This window comes from Moraxella porci DSM 25326 (genome assembly GCF_002014855.1).
Taxonomy (GTDB): domain Bacteria; phylum Pseudomonadota; class Gammaproteobacteria; order Pseudomonadales; family Moraxellaceae; genus Moraxella; species Moraxella porci.
Map to the genome: position 1 here is coordinate 95,329 of NZ_MUYV01000011.1, position 18,560 is coordinate 113,888.

General features: G+C 46.7%; 14 protein-coding genes and 1 pseudogene. 2 read left to right on the top strand and 13 right to left on the bottom strand.

What is annotated here, in order from left to right; all coding sequences use genetic code 11:
• Positions 1-15: 15 nt before the first annotated feature.
• The 5 genes from clpX to B0681_RS08230 all read right to left on the bottom strand — a co-directional run bounded on the left by clpX (position 16) and on the right by B0681_RS08230 (position 5,063).
• Entirely contained in the window at positions 16-1,305 is a 1,290-nt protein-coding gene (clpX, locus tag B0681_RS08210; RefSeq protein WP_078318252.1) for an ATP-dependent protease ATP-binding subunit ClpX, read from the bottom strand.
• 12 nt (positions 1,306-1,317) lie between these two features.
• On the bottom strand, positions 1,318-1,971 hold the full coding sequence (gene clpP, locus B0681_RS08215; RefSeq protein ID WP_078318253.1) for an ATP-dependent Clp endopeptidase proteolytic subunit ClpP: 654 nt from the start codon (positions 1,969-1,971) through the stop codon (positions 1,318-1,320).
• 121 nt (positions 1,972-2,092) lie between these two features.
• Positions 2,093-3,427, bottom strand: coding sequence for a trigger factor (tig, locus tag B0681_RS08220; RefSeq protein ID WP_078318254.1), 1,335 nt, complete (start codon positions 3,425-3,427; stop codon positions 2,093-2,095).
• Positions 3,428-3,701: 274 nt separating this feature from the next.
• The gene (gene rdgB, locus B0681_RS08225) at positions 3,702-4,295 is read right to left on the bottom strand and encodes an RdgB/HAM1 family non-canonical purine NTP pyrophosphatase (protein WP_078318255.1); all 594 of its coding nucleotides are present in this window, start codon (positions 4,293-4,295) and stop codon (positions 3,702-3,704) included.
• 24 nt (positions 4,296-4,319) lie between these two features.
• Positions 4,320-5,063 (bottom strand): endonuclease/exonuclease/phosphatase family protein, encoded by a 744-nt coding sequence (locus B0681_RS08230; protein WP_078318256.1) that lies wholly within the window; start codon positions 5,061-5,063, stop codon positions 4,320-4,322.
• Between the two features lie 160 nt (positions 5,064-5,223).
• Here B0681_RS08230 and B0681_RS08235 point away from each other — a divergent pair, with 160 nt between their 5' ends.
• Both B0681_RS08235 and B0681_RS08240 read left to right on the top strand, forming a co-directional pair.
• A complete protein-coding gene (locus B0681_RS08235) occupies positions 5,224-7,344 on the top strand; it encodes a M3 family metallopeptidase (RefSeq protein WP_228143893.1) in 2,121 nt (706 codons plus the stop codon).
• 1 nt (position 7,345) lies between these two features.
• Entirely contained in the window at positions 7,346-7,579 is a 234-nt protein-coding gene (locus tag B0681_RS08240) for a YheV family putative metal-binding protein (RefSeq protein ID WP_078318258.1), read from the top strand.
• Positions 7,580-7,639: 60 nt separating this feature from the next.
• On the opposite strand, the gene B0681_RS08245 is transcribed toward B0681_RS08240, so the two are convergent.
• The 8 genes and pseudogenes from B0681_RS08245 to odhB all read right to left on the bottom strand — a co-directional run bounded on the left by B0681_RS08245 (position 7,640) and on the right by odhB (position 18,537).
• Complete coding sequence (locus B0681_RS08245; RefSeq protein WP_078318259.1) at positions 7,640-9,403, bottom strand: YadA C-terminal domain-containing protein; 1,764 nt, start codon at positions 9,401-9,403, stop codon at positions 7,640-7,642.
• Positions 9,404-9,405: 2 nt separating this feature from the next.
• Positions 9,406-10,416 carry a hypothetical protein gene (locus tag B0681_RS08250; protein WP_078318260.1) on the bottom strand — a complete coding sequence of 337 codons (1,011 nt, stop codon included), beginning with the start codon at positions 10,414-10,416 and terminating at the stop codon, positions 9,406-9,408.
• Positions 10,397-10,534: pseudogene (locus B0681_RS10535) on the bottom strand (hypothetical protein); the annotation flags it as partial. The pseudogene B0681_RS10535 and the gene B0681_RS08250, both read right to left, overlap by 20 nt.
• Positions 10,535-11,192: 658 nt before the next feature.
• Positions 11,193-13,247, bottom strand: coding sequence for a GmrSD restriction endonuclease domain-containing protein (locus tag B0681_RS08255; RefSeq protein ID WP_078318261.1), 2,055 nt, complete (start codon positions 13,245-13,247; stop codon positions 11,193-11,195).
• Positions 13,248-13,258: 11 nt separating this feature from the next.
• Entirely contained in the window at positions 13,259-14,611 is a 1,353-nt protein-coding gene (locus B0681_RS08260) for a DUF262 domain-containing protein (RefSeq protein ID WP_078318262.1), read from the bottom strand.
• A 60-nt stretch (positions 14,612-14,671) separates the two neighbouring features.
• Entirely contained in the window at positions 14,672-15,652 is a 981-nt protein-coding gene (locus B0681_RS08265; protein WP_078318263.1) for a helix-turn-helix transcriptional regulator, read from the bottom strand.
• Positions 15,653-15,775: 123 nt separating this feature from the next.
• Positions 15,776-17,224, bottom strand: coding sequence for a dihydrolipoyl dehydrogenase (gene lpdA / locus B0681_RS08270; RefSeq protein ID WP_078318264.1), 1,449 nt, complete (start codon positions 17,222-17,224; stop codon positions 15,776-15,778).
• Between the two features lie 89 nt (positions 17,225-17,313).
• Positions 17,314-18,537, bottom strand: coding sequence for a 2-oxoglutarate dehydrogenase complex dihydrolipoyllysine-residue succinyltransferase (gene odhB, locus B0681_RS08275; RefSeq protein ID WP_078318265.1), 1,224 nt, complete (start codon positions 18,535-18,537; stop codon positions 17,314-17,316).
• Between the last annotated feature and the right edge of the window lie 23 nt (positions 18,538-18,560).

An 18,560-nucleotide genomic window follows, 5' to 3' on the forward strand; every position in this document is an offset into this window, starting at 1 on the left:
GCCAAGCTGATTTGCTTATTTGTGCTTGATCGTTGGCTTAGCGCCTTGTTCGATGACATCTTGGGTGACGATGACTTCGCTGACATCGGTCATGCTTGGTAGCTCGTACATGGTGTCCATCAAGGCATTTTCGATGATCGATCTTAGACCTCGGGCGCCAGTTTTGCGAGTCATGGCACGCTTAGCAATGGCGGTCAGTGCATCAGGCTCAAAGCTTAATTTCACCCCTTCCATATCAAACAGGTACTGATACTGCTTGACCAGTGCATTTTTTGGTTCGGTCAAAATCTGCACCAACGCCGCTTCGTCCAGCTCTTCAAGACTTGCAATCACAGGCAGACGACCGATCAGCTCAGGAATCAAACCAAACTTAATCAAGTCCTCAACCTCCACTTCACGGAACAGCTCAGTGATGCTTGATTCATCCGCCGCCTTGACATCGGCATTAAAGCCGATACCTGTCTTCTCGGTACGCTGACGAATGACTTTATCCAGTCCTGCAAACGCCCCACCAACAATCATCAAGATATTGCTGGTATCCACCTGAATCATCTCTTGGCGTGGATGCTTACGACCGCCTTGCGGCGGGATATTTGCCACCGTGCCTTCGATGAGCTTTAGTAGTGCTTGCTGCACGCCTTCGCCTGAGACATCACGGGTGATGGATGGGTTTTCGCTCTTACGAGAAATCTTATCAATCTCATCGATATAGATGATGCCTTTTTGGGTTTTTTCGACATCATAGTCCGCTGCTTGTAGCAATTTTTGGACGATATTTTCGACATCTTCACCGACATAGCCTGCTTCAGTCAGGGTCGTCGCATCCGCCATCGCAAACGGCACATCAAGCATCTTGGCAAGCGTCTGGGCCAGCAAGGTCTTACCCGAACCTGTCGGCCCGATCAATAGGATGTTACTCTTGGCAAGCTCCACGCCAGCATCAGCGATCTCACTTTGGGCGACTTTTAGACGCTTATAGTGGTTATAGACCGCCACCGACAGCGCTTTTTTGGCAGCATCTTGACCGATGACATAGTCATCCAGATGCGCTCGCAGCTCTGTTGGCTTTGGCAGAGGCTGATTTAACCAGTCATCGGCATCGCTTGCTGATTTTTCTGCCTTGCGGTCGTCTGCTTTTTTGGCTTTGGCAGGCTGATCCTTATCAACTTTTTGATTGCCCAATAAATCACCACATACCTCAATGCACTCGTTGCAGATATTGGCATCAGTGCCTGCGATGAGTTTTTCGACTTCGGTTTTTTTCTTGCCACAAAAAGAGCAGCTTGGCACTTGTGTTTTAGTCATAGCACTCTTCTCTTATAATTCTTTTGGGCGTTTTTGTAGGACAGTATCGACCAAGCCATAGTCTTTGGCTTGTTCGGCACTCATAAAGTTATCACGATCGGTATCACGCTCAAGCTTCTCCACAGGCTGACCGGTATGCTCGGCCAATAGGCGGTTCAGCTTGGCTTTTAGCTCAATGATCTCACGAGCATGGATCTCGATGTCCGATGCCTGACCACGGAATCCGCCCAACGGCTGATGGATCATGATGCGAGAGTTCGCCAGTGCATAGCGTTTGCCCTTTTCGCCAGCTGACAATAGGAATGACCCCATCGATGCGGCTTGACCTAGGCAGATGGTTGAGACATCTGGCTTGATGAAGTTCATCGTATCATAAATCGCCATACCTGCCGTCACCACACCGCCGGGTGAGTTGATATACAGATGGATGTCTTTTTCAGGATTGTCCGCTTCTAAGAACAGTAGCTGAGCGACGATTAGATTTGCCATATTATCTTCGACTTGACCAGTCAAAAAGATCACCCGCTCACGCAATAGACGAGAGAAAATGTCAAATGAACGCTCGCCACGGCCTGACTGCTCAATGACCATCGGCACCAGTGCATTTTGTGGTGCATGATAAGCATCCGCCAGCTGATCATAAAAAGGATTTTGCTTGATATTCATAATTTTTCCAACATTGTATTGAGTAAATTGCCATACTTGAGAACAAAAACCCCAATGCATACGCTTTGGGGCATTTGTCAATTTGCTAAATTCAACTTTTAGCCGTCTAAGTACTGGGCAATTAGATGGCTTGTTGTTGTGCTGCCGCCAATAGCTCTTGGTACTTGACTTCTTTGTCAGTCACTTTGGCTTGACCCAGTAGATAATCCACGACTTGATCTTCTAGCACCACAGACTCAACTTGAGCGCGTTGTTGCTTGTCGTTGGTATAGTAGTCGATGACTTCTTGTGGGTCTTCGTAGTTTTCAGCAGCCTCAGCGATGAACGCAGAAACACGCTCTTGATCCACTTCTAGCTTTTGTGCTTCGATGAGTTGGCTGACCAATACGCCTAGGCGCACTGAACGAAGTGCTTGGTCTTCAAATAGCTCATTTGGTAGCATATTTGCATCAAAAGTCGCTGGGTTGGCACCGAACTGCTGTGCAAATCGGTTTAGCATCATTTGACGCTGACGATCGATCTCTTGATCTAGCATCGCTTTTGGCACATCAAATTCGTTCTTTTCTAGCAGTGCATCAAATGCCGCTTGCTTGACTTGGTTGCGTGCTGCGTGCTTAACTTCACGCTCCATGTTCTTGCGAACATCGGCTTTTAGCTTGTCAAGACCACCTTCGGTCACACCAAATAGTGCAAAGAATTCGTCGTTTAGTTCAGGCAATGCAGCTGCTTTGACTTCTTTGACAGTGATGACAAATTGAGCTTCTTTGCCCGCTAGGTGTTCTGCTTGATAGTCTTCAGGGAAAGTGACGGTGATGGTTTTTTCTTCACCAGCTTTCATGCCTTTCATGCCATCTTCAAAGCCTGGAATCATACGACCTGAGCCGATGACTAGGTTGTAGTTCTCAGCGCTGCCGCCTTCGAATTTTTCGCCATCGATTGAGCCTGAGAAATCAAATGTCGCTTGGTCGCCATCTTCGATTGCACCATCTTTGGTTTCAAAAGTTTGGCGTTGTTTTTGTAGACTTTCGATCATCACATCGACATCTTCGTCAGAGACGCTTGCAACTTGACGCTCAACTTCGATCTCGCCAAGACCTTTAACTTCCACTTCTGGGAAAGTCTCAACAGTCGCTTGATATACCAAGAAATCATTTTCTAGCTTGACATCATCGATGTTTGGCACGCCAACCACGCGTACTTTTTCGGCAGCCAAAGCTTCAAATACGGTGTCACGAATCACATCGTTGATCACTTCTTGCTGGATGCCTGCGCCGTATTGGGCACGGATGTGCGACACTGGCACTTTACCTTTGCGGAAGCCATCAATCTTAGCAGTCTTAGCGACGCTGCGGATACGGCTTTCGACTTTGCTTTGGATATTGCCCACTGGCACTTTAACGGTTAGCTGTGTTTCTTTGTCAGAGATGACATTCACAGATACTTGTAGATCGCTCATAACTCACCTTAATATTAAAATAAAAAACAAAACAGGTCGGTCAAAAACTGACCAAAAATCTGGCTGTGCCAATGATAACTAACTTAATTTTTTAATGATAATTAACAATAAGCACATAAAAATACTAAAAGTAACACAGTATAGCCAATCATCACAAAAATTACAACCAAAACACCAAAAGTTTCATTGTAAATTTTGACAAAATATCACCCATAAATACCAAAAGTGATTGATTTTTCACGGATTTCATGGTGGCTAATTGACTATCTGATGTTTAAAGCTGTGCCAATAATTGTGCCATCGCCTGAGCGCGGTGGCTGATGGCATTTTTATCTGCTTTATTGAGCTCAGCCGATGATTTGCCAAGATCTGGGATCAAAAACAGCGGATCATAGCCAAAGCCCTGCTCGCCACGCGGTGCATCCAAAATCTCGCCCTGCCATTTGCCAATGGCTATCAGTGGCAGTGGATCATCGGCATGACGCACCATCGCAAGCACACAGACAAAAAACCCTGCAATCGGTGCATTCGCTCGATGTGGCAGCAGATCATTAAGCAGCTTGGCATTGTTCGCGGCATCATCACCATGCACGCCTGCATAGCGCGCCGAGTAGATACCAGGGGCATTGCCAAGGATAGGCACGCACAGGCCACTGTCATCAGCGATGGCAGGTAGGCCACTGGCAGCCGAGGCATGACGGGCTTTGATGATGGCATTTTCGACAAAGCTTTGCCCATCTTCGATGGCATCATCAATGCCTAAGCTGCCTTGGCTGATGATTTGAACGCCTAGATTTGCCTGATCAAACAGTGCTTGAAATTCGGCAAGCTTACCTTTGTTATTGCTGGCTAAGACCCATTGCTTCATAAGATTTCCTTCAATATTACTCAATTAAACTAATGACACCACCGCACTGATTGGCAGATGATCGGATAAATTTGACCACGGCACACCGCCATGCACCACCGCATTATGCACCTGCAGTCCACGCACATAGATACGATCAAGACTCAGCACAGGCATCTTGGCAGGATAAGTCGCAGGATATGCACCATGACAGGCATCAAACACTTCAACCAGCCCAAGTCCTGACAATGCTTGGCAAGACTTTTTTGACCAATCATTAAAATCCCCTGCCAAAATCAATGGCACCTGTGCATCCAATGTGGCGATATACTCACGGATGGCTTGATACTGTTTTAGCCTGTCTTTATGTAGTAAATTTAAATGACAGCACAGCACGACCACAGGATTCGGCCAACCCTCAGGATGCACCTCACAGTGTAGCACGCCGCGCTTTTCTAGGCGATTGACGGTGATGTTCAGATTGTGCTTAGGGTCGAGTGGATGGCGTGACAGCACGGCATTACCATGATGACCATGCTCGTACTCGGCATTTTTGCCATAACTTGAGGATACGCCCAAAAACTCGCCAAACCATTCATGCTGCGCACCATCGGGAAATTCAGCAAAACTTAGCGCCCGCTTTAGGTTTTGCCCTTGGACTTCTTGTAGGCAGATGATGTCAGGATCGATTTGTGCCAGCGCATTTTTCATGCCCAAAAGTCGCACCAAACGGTTCATCGGCGACATGCCTTTATGGATATTATAACTGGTGATGGTGATGGTGTTCATGCGTGCTTATCCGTGAATTTGGATGAAATTTTGCAGCGTATTTTAGCACGATGGCAGCGATTTGGTGTGAATTCATGTTATCATTTACCTGCTGATTTGCTTGTAAAATCGAAAATCGAACGCATCTATATGCCATCAAATACAAAAATCGGGGAAAATGATGATTGATTTAACAAACACCACACTTGATGGCCGCCTACAGCTGATTGACTATGCCAAGGCCACGCCCGACACCTTGATGACGCTCATTGAAGCGGCACTACACGATGCCATCACAGCTTTGGATGTCATTGAAACTGATGCACTGCCAACCGATGCCACTGCCGCCATCGCCCTCATAGAAAAGTTCGATGAATCCAATGTCGCCATCGAGCGCTATTTTGGGGCATTATCCCATTTAAACAGCGTGGCAAGCACCGATGAGATTCGCCAAGCCCATCATGAGATGCTGCCCAAACTATCCGACTTTAGCACACGCGTGGGGCAATCGACTGCCTTGTATCAGCTATATCAGCTGGTCAGCGATCAATTTGACAGCCTACCAAGCGATTATCAGACCGATGCGTGGCGTGCAGCGATCGATAAACAATTACAAAGCTTTATCCGCTCAGGCGTGGCGCTCGATGATGCCAAAAAAGCAGAATTTGGCGACATCCAAAGCAAGCTTAGCCTACTTTCTGCCAAATTTGCCGACAATGTGATGGATGCCACGCGCCACTATGCTCGCCCACTGACCGCTGATGAGTTATCGGGGATAAGTGAGAATGGCTTGGCGCTGCTCAAGGCCGCAGGTGATGCTTACCGCGCTGCCCATCCCGATGCCAAAACGCCGACTGATTATGTAGCGACACTGGATGTGCCGATGTATTTGGCGGTGATGCAGTTTGCTCACGATGCATCTTTGCGCGAAGAGCTGTATCATGCTTATAATACGCGCGCATCCGACCAAAGCCCTGATACCACAGCGTTTGATAATGCCAAGGTGATGGTCGATATCTTAAATCTGCGCACCCAAAAAGCCAAATTGCTTGGCCTAAACGATTACAGCGAGTACTCTTTGGCGCCCAAAATGGCTGACAGCAGCGATGAAATCGAACGCTTTTTATTAAGCCTATCAAAAGCTGCCAAGCCACAAGCGATGGCGGAATATGCCGAGCTACAAGACTTTGCCAAATCGTTGGGCATTGATGAGCTCAAGCCTTGGGATGTCGCCTATGTCAGCGAAAAACTGCGCCAAGCTAAATTTAGCCTCACCTCAGATGAGCTGCGTCCTTATTTTCCGCTGCCTGTGGTCTTAGATGGCATGTTTGAAATTTTTTGCACGCTGTTTGGTGTGCGCCTTGCGATGGTGGATAAAAGCGACTACAGCGCTTGGCACGAGGATGTACTGTTTTGTCAAGTGATGGATGATGACCATGATACGCTGCTTGGCGGTTTATATCTGGATCTGTTCGCGCGCAGTGGCAAGCAAGGCGGCGCATGGCTAAATGGCTTTGGGTCTCGGCGCAAAGCGGGCGATGACTTGCAGCTGCCGACGGGTGTGATCGTGGGCAATTTTGCCCCGCCATTGGGTGATAAGCCAAGCCTGCTGTCTTTTGATGAGGTCACTACCTTATTCCACGAATTTGGCCATGCGCTGCATCATCTGCTCACTGAGGTCGATGTCGCTGAGGTCTCTGGCATCAATGGCGTGGAGTGGGATGCTGTTGAGCTGCCCAGTCAGTTTATGGAAAATTTTGCCATCACTGATGAGGGCTTGGCGCTGATCAGCCGCCATGTCGATACGGGTGAGGCATTGCCAAGCGACAAAAAAGCCGCGCTGTTAAATGCCCAACATTTCCAAGCAGGGATGCAGATTCTGCGCCAGATGGAGTTTGGGCTGTATGATTTGCGTCTGCATACCGCTACGATGACAAATTTTGGCCATGTCAGCTATACAGACATCCTGTCTGTCGCCGATGCCGTCCGCCAAGAGGTTGCGGTGGTGATGCCGCCTGCTTATCAGCGATTTGGTAATGGCTTTAGCCATATTTTCGCTGGTGGTTATGCCTGTGGCTATTATTCGTACATCTGGGCAGAAGTGCTTTCGGCGGATGCCTTTGCTAAATTTGAAGAAGATGGCATCTTTAATCCCGCCACTGGCCGTGCCTTCCGTGCTGAGATTTTGGCTCGTGGCAGCTCGCGTGACGCCAAGGATAACTATCTGGCCTTCCGTGGTCGCACTGCCACACCCGATGCCCTGCTGCGCCATCGTGGCATCACCGGCAATCTGGAGGCTTAAGATGCGCTATCAATCCACTCGCCCAAAGCGGCAGTTCTTGGCTGGCGTCGCTTGCCCATCGTGCAAAAAAGTCGATGTCATCGTGCAGATTCAGGTATTCACGCCTGATTTTGATGAGTACATCGAGTGCATCGACTGCGGTCATAGCGAACACCGCCCCACCCCTGATGAGACCGCCATCATCCAAGAACAAAATGCCAAAGCCGATGGCGTGGGTGTAGTAAAGTTTAAATAATAAGTATTTATAAATAAAAAAACCGAGCTGATGATGGCTCGGTTTTTTTATGATGGTGAATTACCATTCAAAATTAACGCCGACATTATAGGCTGTACCACCACCATTGGTGCTGGTGGCAACACCCATTTTGGTAGCAAAGTTCTGATTAAAGCGATAGCCTGCGCCGACGGCGACGGCCTGCTGTGACTGATAGCCGCCAATCGCTGCAGTTGCGTTAAATTTGCCGATGCCATATGGCTGGAACAGACCACTCAATGCTGCGTTCGCCGCCATACCGCTTTCAAAGTCTTTTTCTAGCACATCCATTCTGCCAGACAGCTCGGTGACTTTATTGTCAAGCGCACCGACTTGGGTGTCCAAGCGGCTGATGGCTTGAGTGTGTTGCAGCGTTTGGGTGTTTAGTGTCTCGATCGCTGTACTGTGTGCAGCCACCTGCTGACCCAGTGCTGTCACCACACCGGCATCGGCTTTATTTTCAGCGATGCTCAAAGCGCTGGCTGCGGTGATATTTGCCTGATTGGCAAGCTGCTGAGCATTGGCTGCGGTGGTGCGTACTTCGCTGGCCAGCTGCTGAGCATTGACCACCAAGGTTTTGGCCTGCTGCGCTGAGTCGGTGGCGGCAGTGGCAGCAGTTTGGGCGACGCTTGCCTGTTCGCTGGCAGTGGCGGCCGATGCAGATGCGGCTTGTTGTGACGCTTTGGCAGCGGCAGCTTGCTCAGTGGCAGCAGTTTGTGCTTGCTGTGCGGCAGTGGCTGAGTTTTGAGCATCGCTTGCAGACTGCGTCGATGCAGCTTGGGCTGTAGTTGCGGTTTTAGCTTGTTCTGCAGCAGTTGTTGCTGATTGGGCGGCATCGGCTGCTGAAGTTTTGGCGGCAGCTGCTTGGTCGGCTGCTGCGGTTAATGAAGCACTGGCATCTAGGGCTGATTTTTCAGCAGCTGATTGAGCGGTCAAAGCTTTATCAGCTGAAGTTGCAGCGGCAGTTTGTGCGCCAGCTGCAGCGGTTGCTGATTGTTCAGCAGCTAGCACTGAAGCTTTAGCGGCATCGGCTGATAGATTGGCAGCAGTTGCTGAGTTTTGAGCAAGACCAGCTTGAGTGGTTGCAAGGGTTTGAGCAGCTAAAGCAGCTTGTGCTGATGTGTTAGCAGCATCTTGAGATGCTTTGGCAACTTGTGCTTGTTCGGTAGCCAAGATGACTTGCTCAACTGCTTTTTCTGCAGAGGCTTTGGCGGCGTCTTGTGAAGCCTTAGCGGCTGTTGCTGCAGTTTCTGCAGCTGATTGAGCGGTCTGGGCTTTATCAGCTGAAGTTGCAGCGGCAGTTTGTGCGCCAGCTGCAGCGGTTGCTGATTGTTCAGCAGCCGCTGCTTGTTCAGTCGCTTTAACTTGAGCAGTAGCGGCAGTTTGAGCTGAATCAGCTGCTTTTGTCGCAGATGCAGTCGCAGCAATTTGTGCTTGTTGTGCGGCAGTGGCTGATTTTTGAGCATCACTTGCAGACTGGGTCGATGCAGCTTGAGCTGTAGTTGCGGTTTTAGCTTGTTCTGCAGCAGTTGTCGCTGATTGGGTGGCATTGGCAGCTGAAGTGTTGGCAGCAGCTGCTTGTTGAGTTGCTGCACTCATTGAAGCACTGGCATCAAGGGCTGATTTTTCAGCAGCTGATTGAGCAGTCAGTGCTTTATTAGCTGAAGTTGCAGCGGCAGCTGCTTGTTCAGCTGATTTAACTTGAGCGGCTTGGGCAGTGCTTGCCGATTGAGCTGCCGCATCTTGTGACGCTTTGGCGGTGGTTGCTGAAGCTTCTGCAACCAATTGAGCCTTGTCAATATCCACTTTTATATCACGAACAACACGATTCGCATAACCTTCTGCGTGTGAAGCAACTTGAGTAGTGCTGCTGATACTTCTTGTTTGCTTGCTTTGGTGTCTACTTTTGTAGATAAAGCATTTACAGTTTCAGTATCTGCTTTGGTTGCAATTGCTTGAGTGTTTGCATCAGCAGTTTTTTGTGCTTTATCAGCAGTAGCTTGAGCAGCATCTGCAAGTGTTTTGATAGCAGCATCTTGACGATCGGCATAACCTTTAGCATGATTAGCAACTTGAGAAAGTGCTGCTGATACCTCTTCTTTACCTGCTTTGGTATTGACGGTTTCGGTCAAAGCAGTGACAGTTGTGGCATCGGCTTTGGTAGCAATTGCTTGGGTGTTAGCTTCTACTTTTGTAGTCAAATCATTGACAGTGGCAGCATCGGCTTTAGTATCCACTTGTTCAGACAAGGTGGTTAACTGAGTCTGGATCTCTTTGATACGCGTTGTCGCAGCACTTACCGATTGCTTGGTTGCTTTGGCATTGTCGATCTGTTTGACTTTTTCATTCAGCGCATCCAGCGTCACTTGATCGGCCTTGGCATCGACAGTTTGGCTAAGGTCATTCAAAGCTGATTGATCGGCCTTGGTTGCGATCGCTGCATCCTGCACTTGATTTTGTGCATCGACATAAGCCACCGTCGCAAGCATTGTGTCTGGCGTCGGATTTGTCACTTCATTTGGACCAGCATCGATCGTCACATTATGCCCAGAAGTCGGCGGTGTCACAGGTGTGCTTGGCATCGGTTTGGTTTTTGGTGCAGGTGCCAAGACCTCACCATCGATCACAACTTCATGCACAGGCGTCGGACTGGTCGCTGGTGGCAGCACAGTACCATCGATCTCAACGGTGTGCGAAGGCGTCGTCACAGGCGTCGTGTTTGGCGCAGAAGGCGTTGTCTGAGCGGCGACATTTTTATGATACTGCTCATCCGTCATTTCAAAATCAAGCTCAAGATCATCAAAAGCCAACGCGGTCACCGATGCAGACGCCACCAGCCAGTGCAGCCGTACTCACCGCCTTTATTAAGGATGGTTTTTTGACCTCGCTGCTTGATGATTTGACCGCACCACGAGCCAGCTCAGATGTCACTGTCCATTGTTGAGTCGTTCAATTGAACACTACTTTAAATACTTTATTCATCACAAAATCCTATTGAAGCTGATATGTATAAAAATTGTTGCCAATTACTGCTAATTGTTTCTAAATTTACTAAATTAAACCATAATTCGGTCTAAAGTAAAAGCCAATTTCTTAAAAAATCATTATAATTTTTATGCAATTTTGGAATAAAAAAATACCCATCGGCACCACCTGTCACCATTTCAGATATTTTTACTATTATCAGAAAAATAACTTATAAATCAGCCCTTGTCTAAAGTTTTAGCCATCATACTTTGGTTGATTCTATGTTTTTTCTGATAAATATGTCGGATTATCTGCATAATTAAGACAAGGATGATGCATAATCTGCGGCCGATCTGTGCTGTAATTTATAGGTAAATCTTATAAATCATAACTGCTCTTAACAGCGTATTACTACCTTTGGATCACACCGCAAACCCAATCGGTTGCAACAGATGAGGTTTTTTCATCAAGATCGCACCTGCTGATCATATCAAGCACAGACTTGCTATTGGTAAGACAATCACCTTTTTTATTACTAGGCACCGAGGGCAGTATAACAACACAGTGCGACATTTTGTGTCGCGCACAGGAGAGTGCATAAAAATAACCGCACAATGGCGGTTATTTATTATTGAGCAATAGCTTCAATTTGATTTTCGATCAAGTTTTTTAATTCGCCTGTATAGATATCAATCTGACTTACTTCCCCATCAATCTGACTTACTTCCCATTTTTCATGCATCAGCATGATCAGCTGACTTAGGCTTTGGGTGCTACGCCCACTATTGAGCCGTGCGATGACCTTTCCTCGTTTTGCATCAGGTAGCAGATTGGATAGCCGTGAGTTTTCACTATGGCTCACCAAACACAGATTGCCCAATTGATTCAGCTCATCCAATTGACGCTCATCCACTTTTTTGGCATCATCTTCTGGATTGCGTGGATAGCAATGCTCAATCGATGAACGATGCATAAAGACAAACTTATCAAAAGCCTTTTTTAGTTCTTTGGCACTGGAGTTTTGATTTGGTGCGTATTTTTCAAAAAAATCTCGTTCACCTTTCTGCCCAGCCTGTTTCCATTCCTGTTTCCACTCATACCACAAACGATAATCAACATAATTAAGCATAAAATAAGACACATTAGGATAGCTTAGTTTGTCCCGCTGCTTTTTGTAATAGTTATGCGCCAAACGATGCAGCTCATCAAGAAATGCCTCACCGCCATTCTGAATCGACGAATAATTCTTCCACAAATACGCCAAAACATCCTGTAGCCAAGTTTTATAAATACGACTCGAGTGCGACACATGAAACATCGCCTGCGCCATCACCAGTTGCTCATTAAATGTAGACTCCCCACCCTGATTGGTTTGAAAAGTATTTTTGGCATAGATACTATTATTACTGAGCTCAGGCTGTAAAATCGCCCATTTAACCTCCGTCCCGTCACTTGCCTTGCGATTGTCCTGTTTGATGACATAATAATCAAACAACAAACGGCATTTTAATAAATCCATCACAAATTGCTTTATTGCATCTGCATCTGCATCTGCATCTGTCAAATGTTCAAATGCTGTCAGCAAAGACTCATCATCCAAGCTGATTTTTTCTTTTTCTGCGTCATCTGCTCGCACTTTTAGCACATGCAATAAAAAGTTTGGAAAATCAATCACCGATTGGTATTTGCCATCATCGGTATTATCCTTATCTTCGGGTTTGTTGATGGATGGGTTTTTATTTGAATCAATCAAACTTAGTATTGGCATTGCGGTATTCGATTGATTCTGTGAGTCTCCGTCTTTCTCGGCATTCGATTGATTCTCTGAGTCATCAGCTTCCTCATTATCCTGCTGCCCTTCCGTTGGCTGTATTGAATTTTTAAATTCATCAAATCCTAAGTTGTATTGACCAATAAATTTCTGTTTAAAGAATTCCTCTCGCATCTGAGTCGGCAAGCCCGATACCGCAAAGCGGCTCATATCCGAGCAGGCATCCCAAATCGTCGCAAACGCTTTTTGGTCTTCTTGGTTTAATTTACCCATCAACTGCGCCTTGATGATTTCATGCTTTTCAAGCTGTTCGCCGCGTGTGTTCATGATTTCAAAATAATGGTTCAGATCCGTATCTTTGGGTACGATGGTACGACAGATTTTTACTTGCTTATTGATAAATTCTTTAAATTGATCAATTAATTCGCGATCTTTCAATTTTGCATCTTCTAAATTTTTAAGATTGATCAATGCCTGCCACATTGCTTCAAAGCCATGAGCGATACCGCTATCGGCTTTTATCGCCACCGCTGGATTATCAATTTGTGCTTTGGACTCTGGACGAGATTCAAAGTCAAGGTTGGTTTGTTCTGCATCCCATTGAATTTCACTCAATGTAAGACCGCCATCAAACTTTGATAAACATTTGTTCAAAATATGCAAAGTTGTCAATCGCTGCTGACCATCAATGACTTCATACCTGCCATCAGCTCGGTGATGCACCACTAAAGTACCGAGATAATAAGCCTTGTCCTTATCCTGCTCAAACGCTTTATACAAATCCTGAACCAATTGCCCAATCTCAACACCGCCCCATGCATAGTTGCGCTGATAGACGGGGATTAGATAGTGATCTTGGCTTTCTTGGCTTAATAGCTGCTCGATGGTTAATAATTTGACTGCTTCACTCATAACTTTTCCTCTTATGATGACGGCTTTAGTGCTGATAGATACTCTGCCAATTTCTCGGATTTGACATATTTGACATTAGGCTCAGATAAAGGCATCACGATAAAATTGGCAATTTGTTCAGGATGGATGGCGTGCAACAACACATCAAACAAACCATCACGCTCAGCGACGATTTTTTCAATCGCACCCCAATCAATTCGGTCTTTGTCTAAACGCACTTGAAACGCCCAATTAAAAATCCGTGATAATGCCACATCCAAGCCATGTGTCTCAAATTTATCATAATACATCAATACCATCGCATAAAATAAGATGCGTAAATAGCCATCACCTGTACGATGCGAACCATCATAGTCCATCGCTTTCAAATAGCTGATTTGCTTTTTGTCTTCGCTGGCACCATAGGTGAAAAAATAGCCATTTAACGCACCTTGATCTTTATCAAACAACCGCTGATACATTTGCACATAATGGTCGATATACATAAAAAACAACTCACCATCAATCAATGGCTGCGTGGTCTGAAATGGTGAGGGTGGTGGCTGTACCATACGCCATGGGTTTGCTTGATGCTCTTGGTATAATGCCAAATTGGCACGCACAGCATTGAGATAGGGGTAAGGGTCATCAAGCGTCACACCTTTAAACACAGGCAGCTGTTTGGCCGTAAACTCATCTGCCCGACGAGATTTTGACCACTGACGCAAGCAAAACAATGTCTTGCTGATGACTTGATCTAAGCTTGGCGTACCATCAATAGCCCGCTCCCAGCGCATGACATAGTCAAGCTTATTTGGGTGATCGGATGGGATGGCTCGCAGATGATACGCTTTGAGCAAATCATACGGCGCAAGGCTTTTGCCACGAGCATTTTGTGAATCAAAAAACTGAAACGCTTCATTTTGATTGGTCAGCTCAATCCACACAAACTCACACTGCTTTTGGATAAATTCCCGCAAGCTTGTTTTACTATTGTCATCCAATGCGCCCAGATATTGCTTAATCAGTTGATAATTATGGTAGATATTGTATTGGCTGATTGGGTGGGCGAATTGATCTTTTTCCAAAAATGCATCAATGCTTGTATCTTTCAAACGATGCAAAATCAACGCCAAAGTTACTAAGCGCTGCTGACCATCAACGATGTCATATTTATCTTGATTTTTGTGAATCACTAAAGTACCCAGACGATAGGTGCTGTTTGGTTGATTGATACAATGATGATTTAGGTCATCAAGTAGCTGGCGTACATTCTCCACACGCCACTTATACGGCCGCTGATAATTAGGGATGGATAGATCTTCTTCATACACCTCATTGATCTTATAGACGCCCAATTTTGGATCTGAGTCTGTCTTGCTCATAACACTCTCCTGCTATTTTTTATCATGATAACACCATGTGGCGACAATTTATGTCGCACATCACACCACTGTCTTCTTCACCTGCCACACGCTCTTGCCAAAGCCATTCAGCCAGCGATCAAGCATATCACTATCCATCACAGTGGCACGGACATGATAATAGCCATCATGCGCCTGTATCACTTGGTCTGCTGACAAAGGCGTCTCAGTCAGATGAAATCCTTCGATCTTATCAATACAAAACTCAAGACAAATCCGCTCTCGCCCAAAGCCAAACCCTGCCTGCTGATTGATATACTCCGATAAATCAAACTCACTTGGGTACTCAAATGTCAAGGATGACACCGATGCCGTCTGACAGCGATGCAGTGCCAAATGGCGAATATCATCAAAGCCATCAAACTGCGCAACCAAATACAGATTGCTCCCTTGCTGCACGAGTGCCAGTGGTTTCACACTGTATTCACTACAAAAATTGTGGCGACGCTGAGCCTGATTGGCATAAGTGATGTTCAAATATCGGTTGTCATACAATGCCGCACTGACCGCTTCGAGCACTTCAGGCAAAATGACAGGTGGTAATAGCGGCTGAGCCATCGGTGCAATCGCCACCTTTTTCATCCATGTCTTGGCGTGATCATCGCCAGCATCCCGATGATACAGCTCATAGCCTGCTTGCATAAAGAGCGACTCCAATGATGCCTTGGCAGAATTTGGCAAAAAATGCTTCAGATGCTGATATGCCAACTGCAATAGCAGCGCTTCTTGATCATTCATCTGCGAGATGCTCAATCCGCGAGACTGTGCTGACCACTGATAACGATAAGGCGTCTGACGATCATCACACATAATCCCAAACGCATCGCACAGTACTTGTAAATCCCGTTGTAATGTACGCAAGCTTTGTGTATAGCCCTGTGCTGTCAGTGCGTGATGCAGCTCGCCACAACTGATACTTTTGGGCTGTTTGGGAATTTTCTTAAGTATTTCAAGCAAGTAAATCGCCCCTTGCTTATTGGATTTGCGTGATGTGCTCGCCATCTGATCAAAACTCCTGTTATCAACCGTCGTGATTTTTTTATGTTATTTTGCCACAAAAACACCCCAAAAGCTTCAAACTTTTGGGGTGTATAAAACTTAAGTTAAATTAATGTATTACATTAATTACTTGCGTTTTTTGCGTTGGATAGCGTGGATCGCACGACCATCAGCAGATAGTGCTGCTTCATGTACCGCTTCAGAGATGGTTGGGTGAGCAAATGTCATCAACTGTAGATCTTCGATGCTAGATACAAATTCCATCGCAATCATGCCTTGGTGGACGATGTCGCCAGCACCAACGCCGACCATGTGCATACCTAGCAGGCGATCAGTTTTGGCATCTGCCACAACTTTCACCAGACCCATGCCTTCGCCCTGTGCCAACGCACGGCCGTTCGCTGATAGGCTAAAGTTACCAGTTTTCACTTCATAACCCTTAGCGATGGCTGCTTCTTCGGTCAAACCTACCCATGCAATCTCAGGATGGGTATAGATGACGCTGATGATGGTGTCGTAGTTAACTTGTGCTTTTTCGCCATGCAGACGCTCAACCGCCATCATACCTTCTTCCATCGCTTTGTGTGCAAGCATTGGGCCACGCACTAGGTCGCCGATGGCATAGACGCCGTCTAGGTTGGTTTTGCATTGATCATCGACTGCCACCAAGCCACGCTCAGTCAGCTCGATGCCACAGCCTTCAGCAAGTAGTTTTTCGCTATAAGCACGACGGCCTACACAAACGATCAACTTGTCAAAGGTTTCAGTTTTCACTTCGCCTTTCACATCAGTGGTAACCACAACTTCACCATTAACCACTTCAGCATTGGTCACTTTGGTATCAACACGGATATCTAGGCCTTGTTTTTTCAGTAGCTTGGCTGCTTCTTTTGAGATTTCTTTATCAGCCACTGCCAAGAACTCAGGCATCGCTTCATAAACGACAACCTCAGCGCCTAGGCGACGCCATACAGAACCAAGCTCAAGACCGATAACGCCTGCACCGATCACGCCTAGGCGTTTTGGCACTTCAGCGAACTCTAGTGCGCCTGTTGAATCAACGATGTATTCACCATCAGTCTTCGCTACTGGGATCTCGATTGGCACAGAACCTGCTGCTAGAATGACATACTTAGCCGTGATGGTAGACTCTTCGCCTGCTAGTGAAGTGAATTTCACTTGTTTTTCAGCAGATTTACCATCAACTAGCGTACCCCAGCCTTGTAGCCAATCAACGCCATTGCCTTTTAGTAGGCCTGCCACACCAGCAGTTAGGCCTTTGACGATGGCATCTTTACGCTCAAGCATCTTGGCGATGTCGATATTCACCTCGCCTGTGGTGATGCCGTGTTCAGCCAGCTCATGCTTGGTTGCTTCATAACGATGTGAGCTGTCAAGCAATGCTTTTGATGGGATACAGCCGACATTCAAGCAAGTACCACCAAGTGCTGGCTCGCCTTTGTGTACACGCTTTTCGATACACGCGACGCTAAAGCCAAGCTGTGCACCACGGATTGCCGCTTCATAGCCACCTGGGCCACCGCCGATGACGACTAGATCATATGATTGTTTCATAACACACTCTTTATTATCGATTTATAAAATGGACAAAGAATTGCCAAGCCATCGGCTGACAATCCTTTGTATGAATTACACTACAGACATTATAGGTCTAGTAGTAGCATTTGTGGATCTTCGATCAGCTCCTTGATGGTCACTAGGAACTGTACCGCTTCTTTACCATCGATTAGACGATGGTCATAAGATAGTGCAAGATACATCATTGGCAGGATAACCACTTCACCATTGACTGCCATTGGACGCTCATTGATTGCGTGCATACCTAGGATAGCAGTTTGTGGTGGGTTGATGATCGGAGTAGATAGTAGTGAGCCGAACACGCCGCCGTTGGTGATGGTGAAAGTACCACCAGTCATCTCTTCGATAGATAGTTTGCCTTCACGCGCTTTGATTGCATAGTCACGGATACCTGCTTCAACATCAGCCATGCTCATCACATCAGTGTCGCGTAGAACAGGTACGACCAGACCGCGGTCAGAAGATACTGCCACGCCCACATCATAGTAGCCATGATAGATGATGTCGTTGCCATCGATTGATGCGTTCACTGCTGGGAAGCGTTTTAGTGCTTCGGTTGCAGCTTTTACAAATAGTGACATAAAGCCAAGTTTTACGCCGTGGCGTTTTTCGAAGCGATCTTTGTACTTGGCACGCAAATCCATCAATGGCTTCATGTTCACTTCGTTGAAAGTGGTCAACATTGCAGTTTCTTGGGTAGCTGACAATAGACGCTCAGCGATACGCTTACGAAGACGCGTCATTGGTTCGCGTTTTTCGATACGCTGACCAACAGCTGTTGCGATCACTTGACCGTTGACACCTTTTAGGGTTGGGTTCACCATATCTGCTTTGGTCACACGACCGCCACGGCCTGAGCCTTGGACATCAGCAGGGTTTACACCAGTTTCTTTGGCAGCTTTACGCACAGCTGGGCTTTGATCTTTAAAATCACCTTCAGCACCAGTGTCAGCTTTTGGCTGTACTGGGGCAGCAACAGATGCAGGATCTACTGTGGTGTTGCCATCAGCTTCATCTTTGCTAGCCACTTTGGTTTCGCCTGCTGGTGCGGCAGCGCCCGCTTCAAAAGTTGCAACCACTTCTGCTGACAATACAGTGTCATCGACATTTTTGACGATGCTGGTGATCACGCCATCATCAGGGGCAACGATTTCTAGAACAACTTTATCAGTCTCAACTTCAGCCAATAGCTGGTCACGGCTCACTGCTTCGCCTTCGGCAACGTGCCACTCAACGATCGTACCATCTTGAACTGATTCTGGGAATACTGGGGCTTTGATTTCAGCCATAATAAACTCCTTCAAGTTTATAA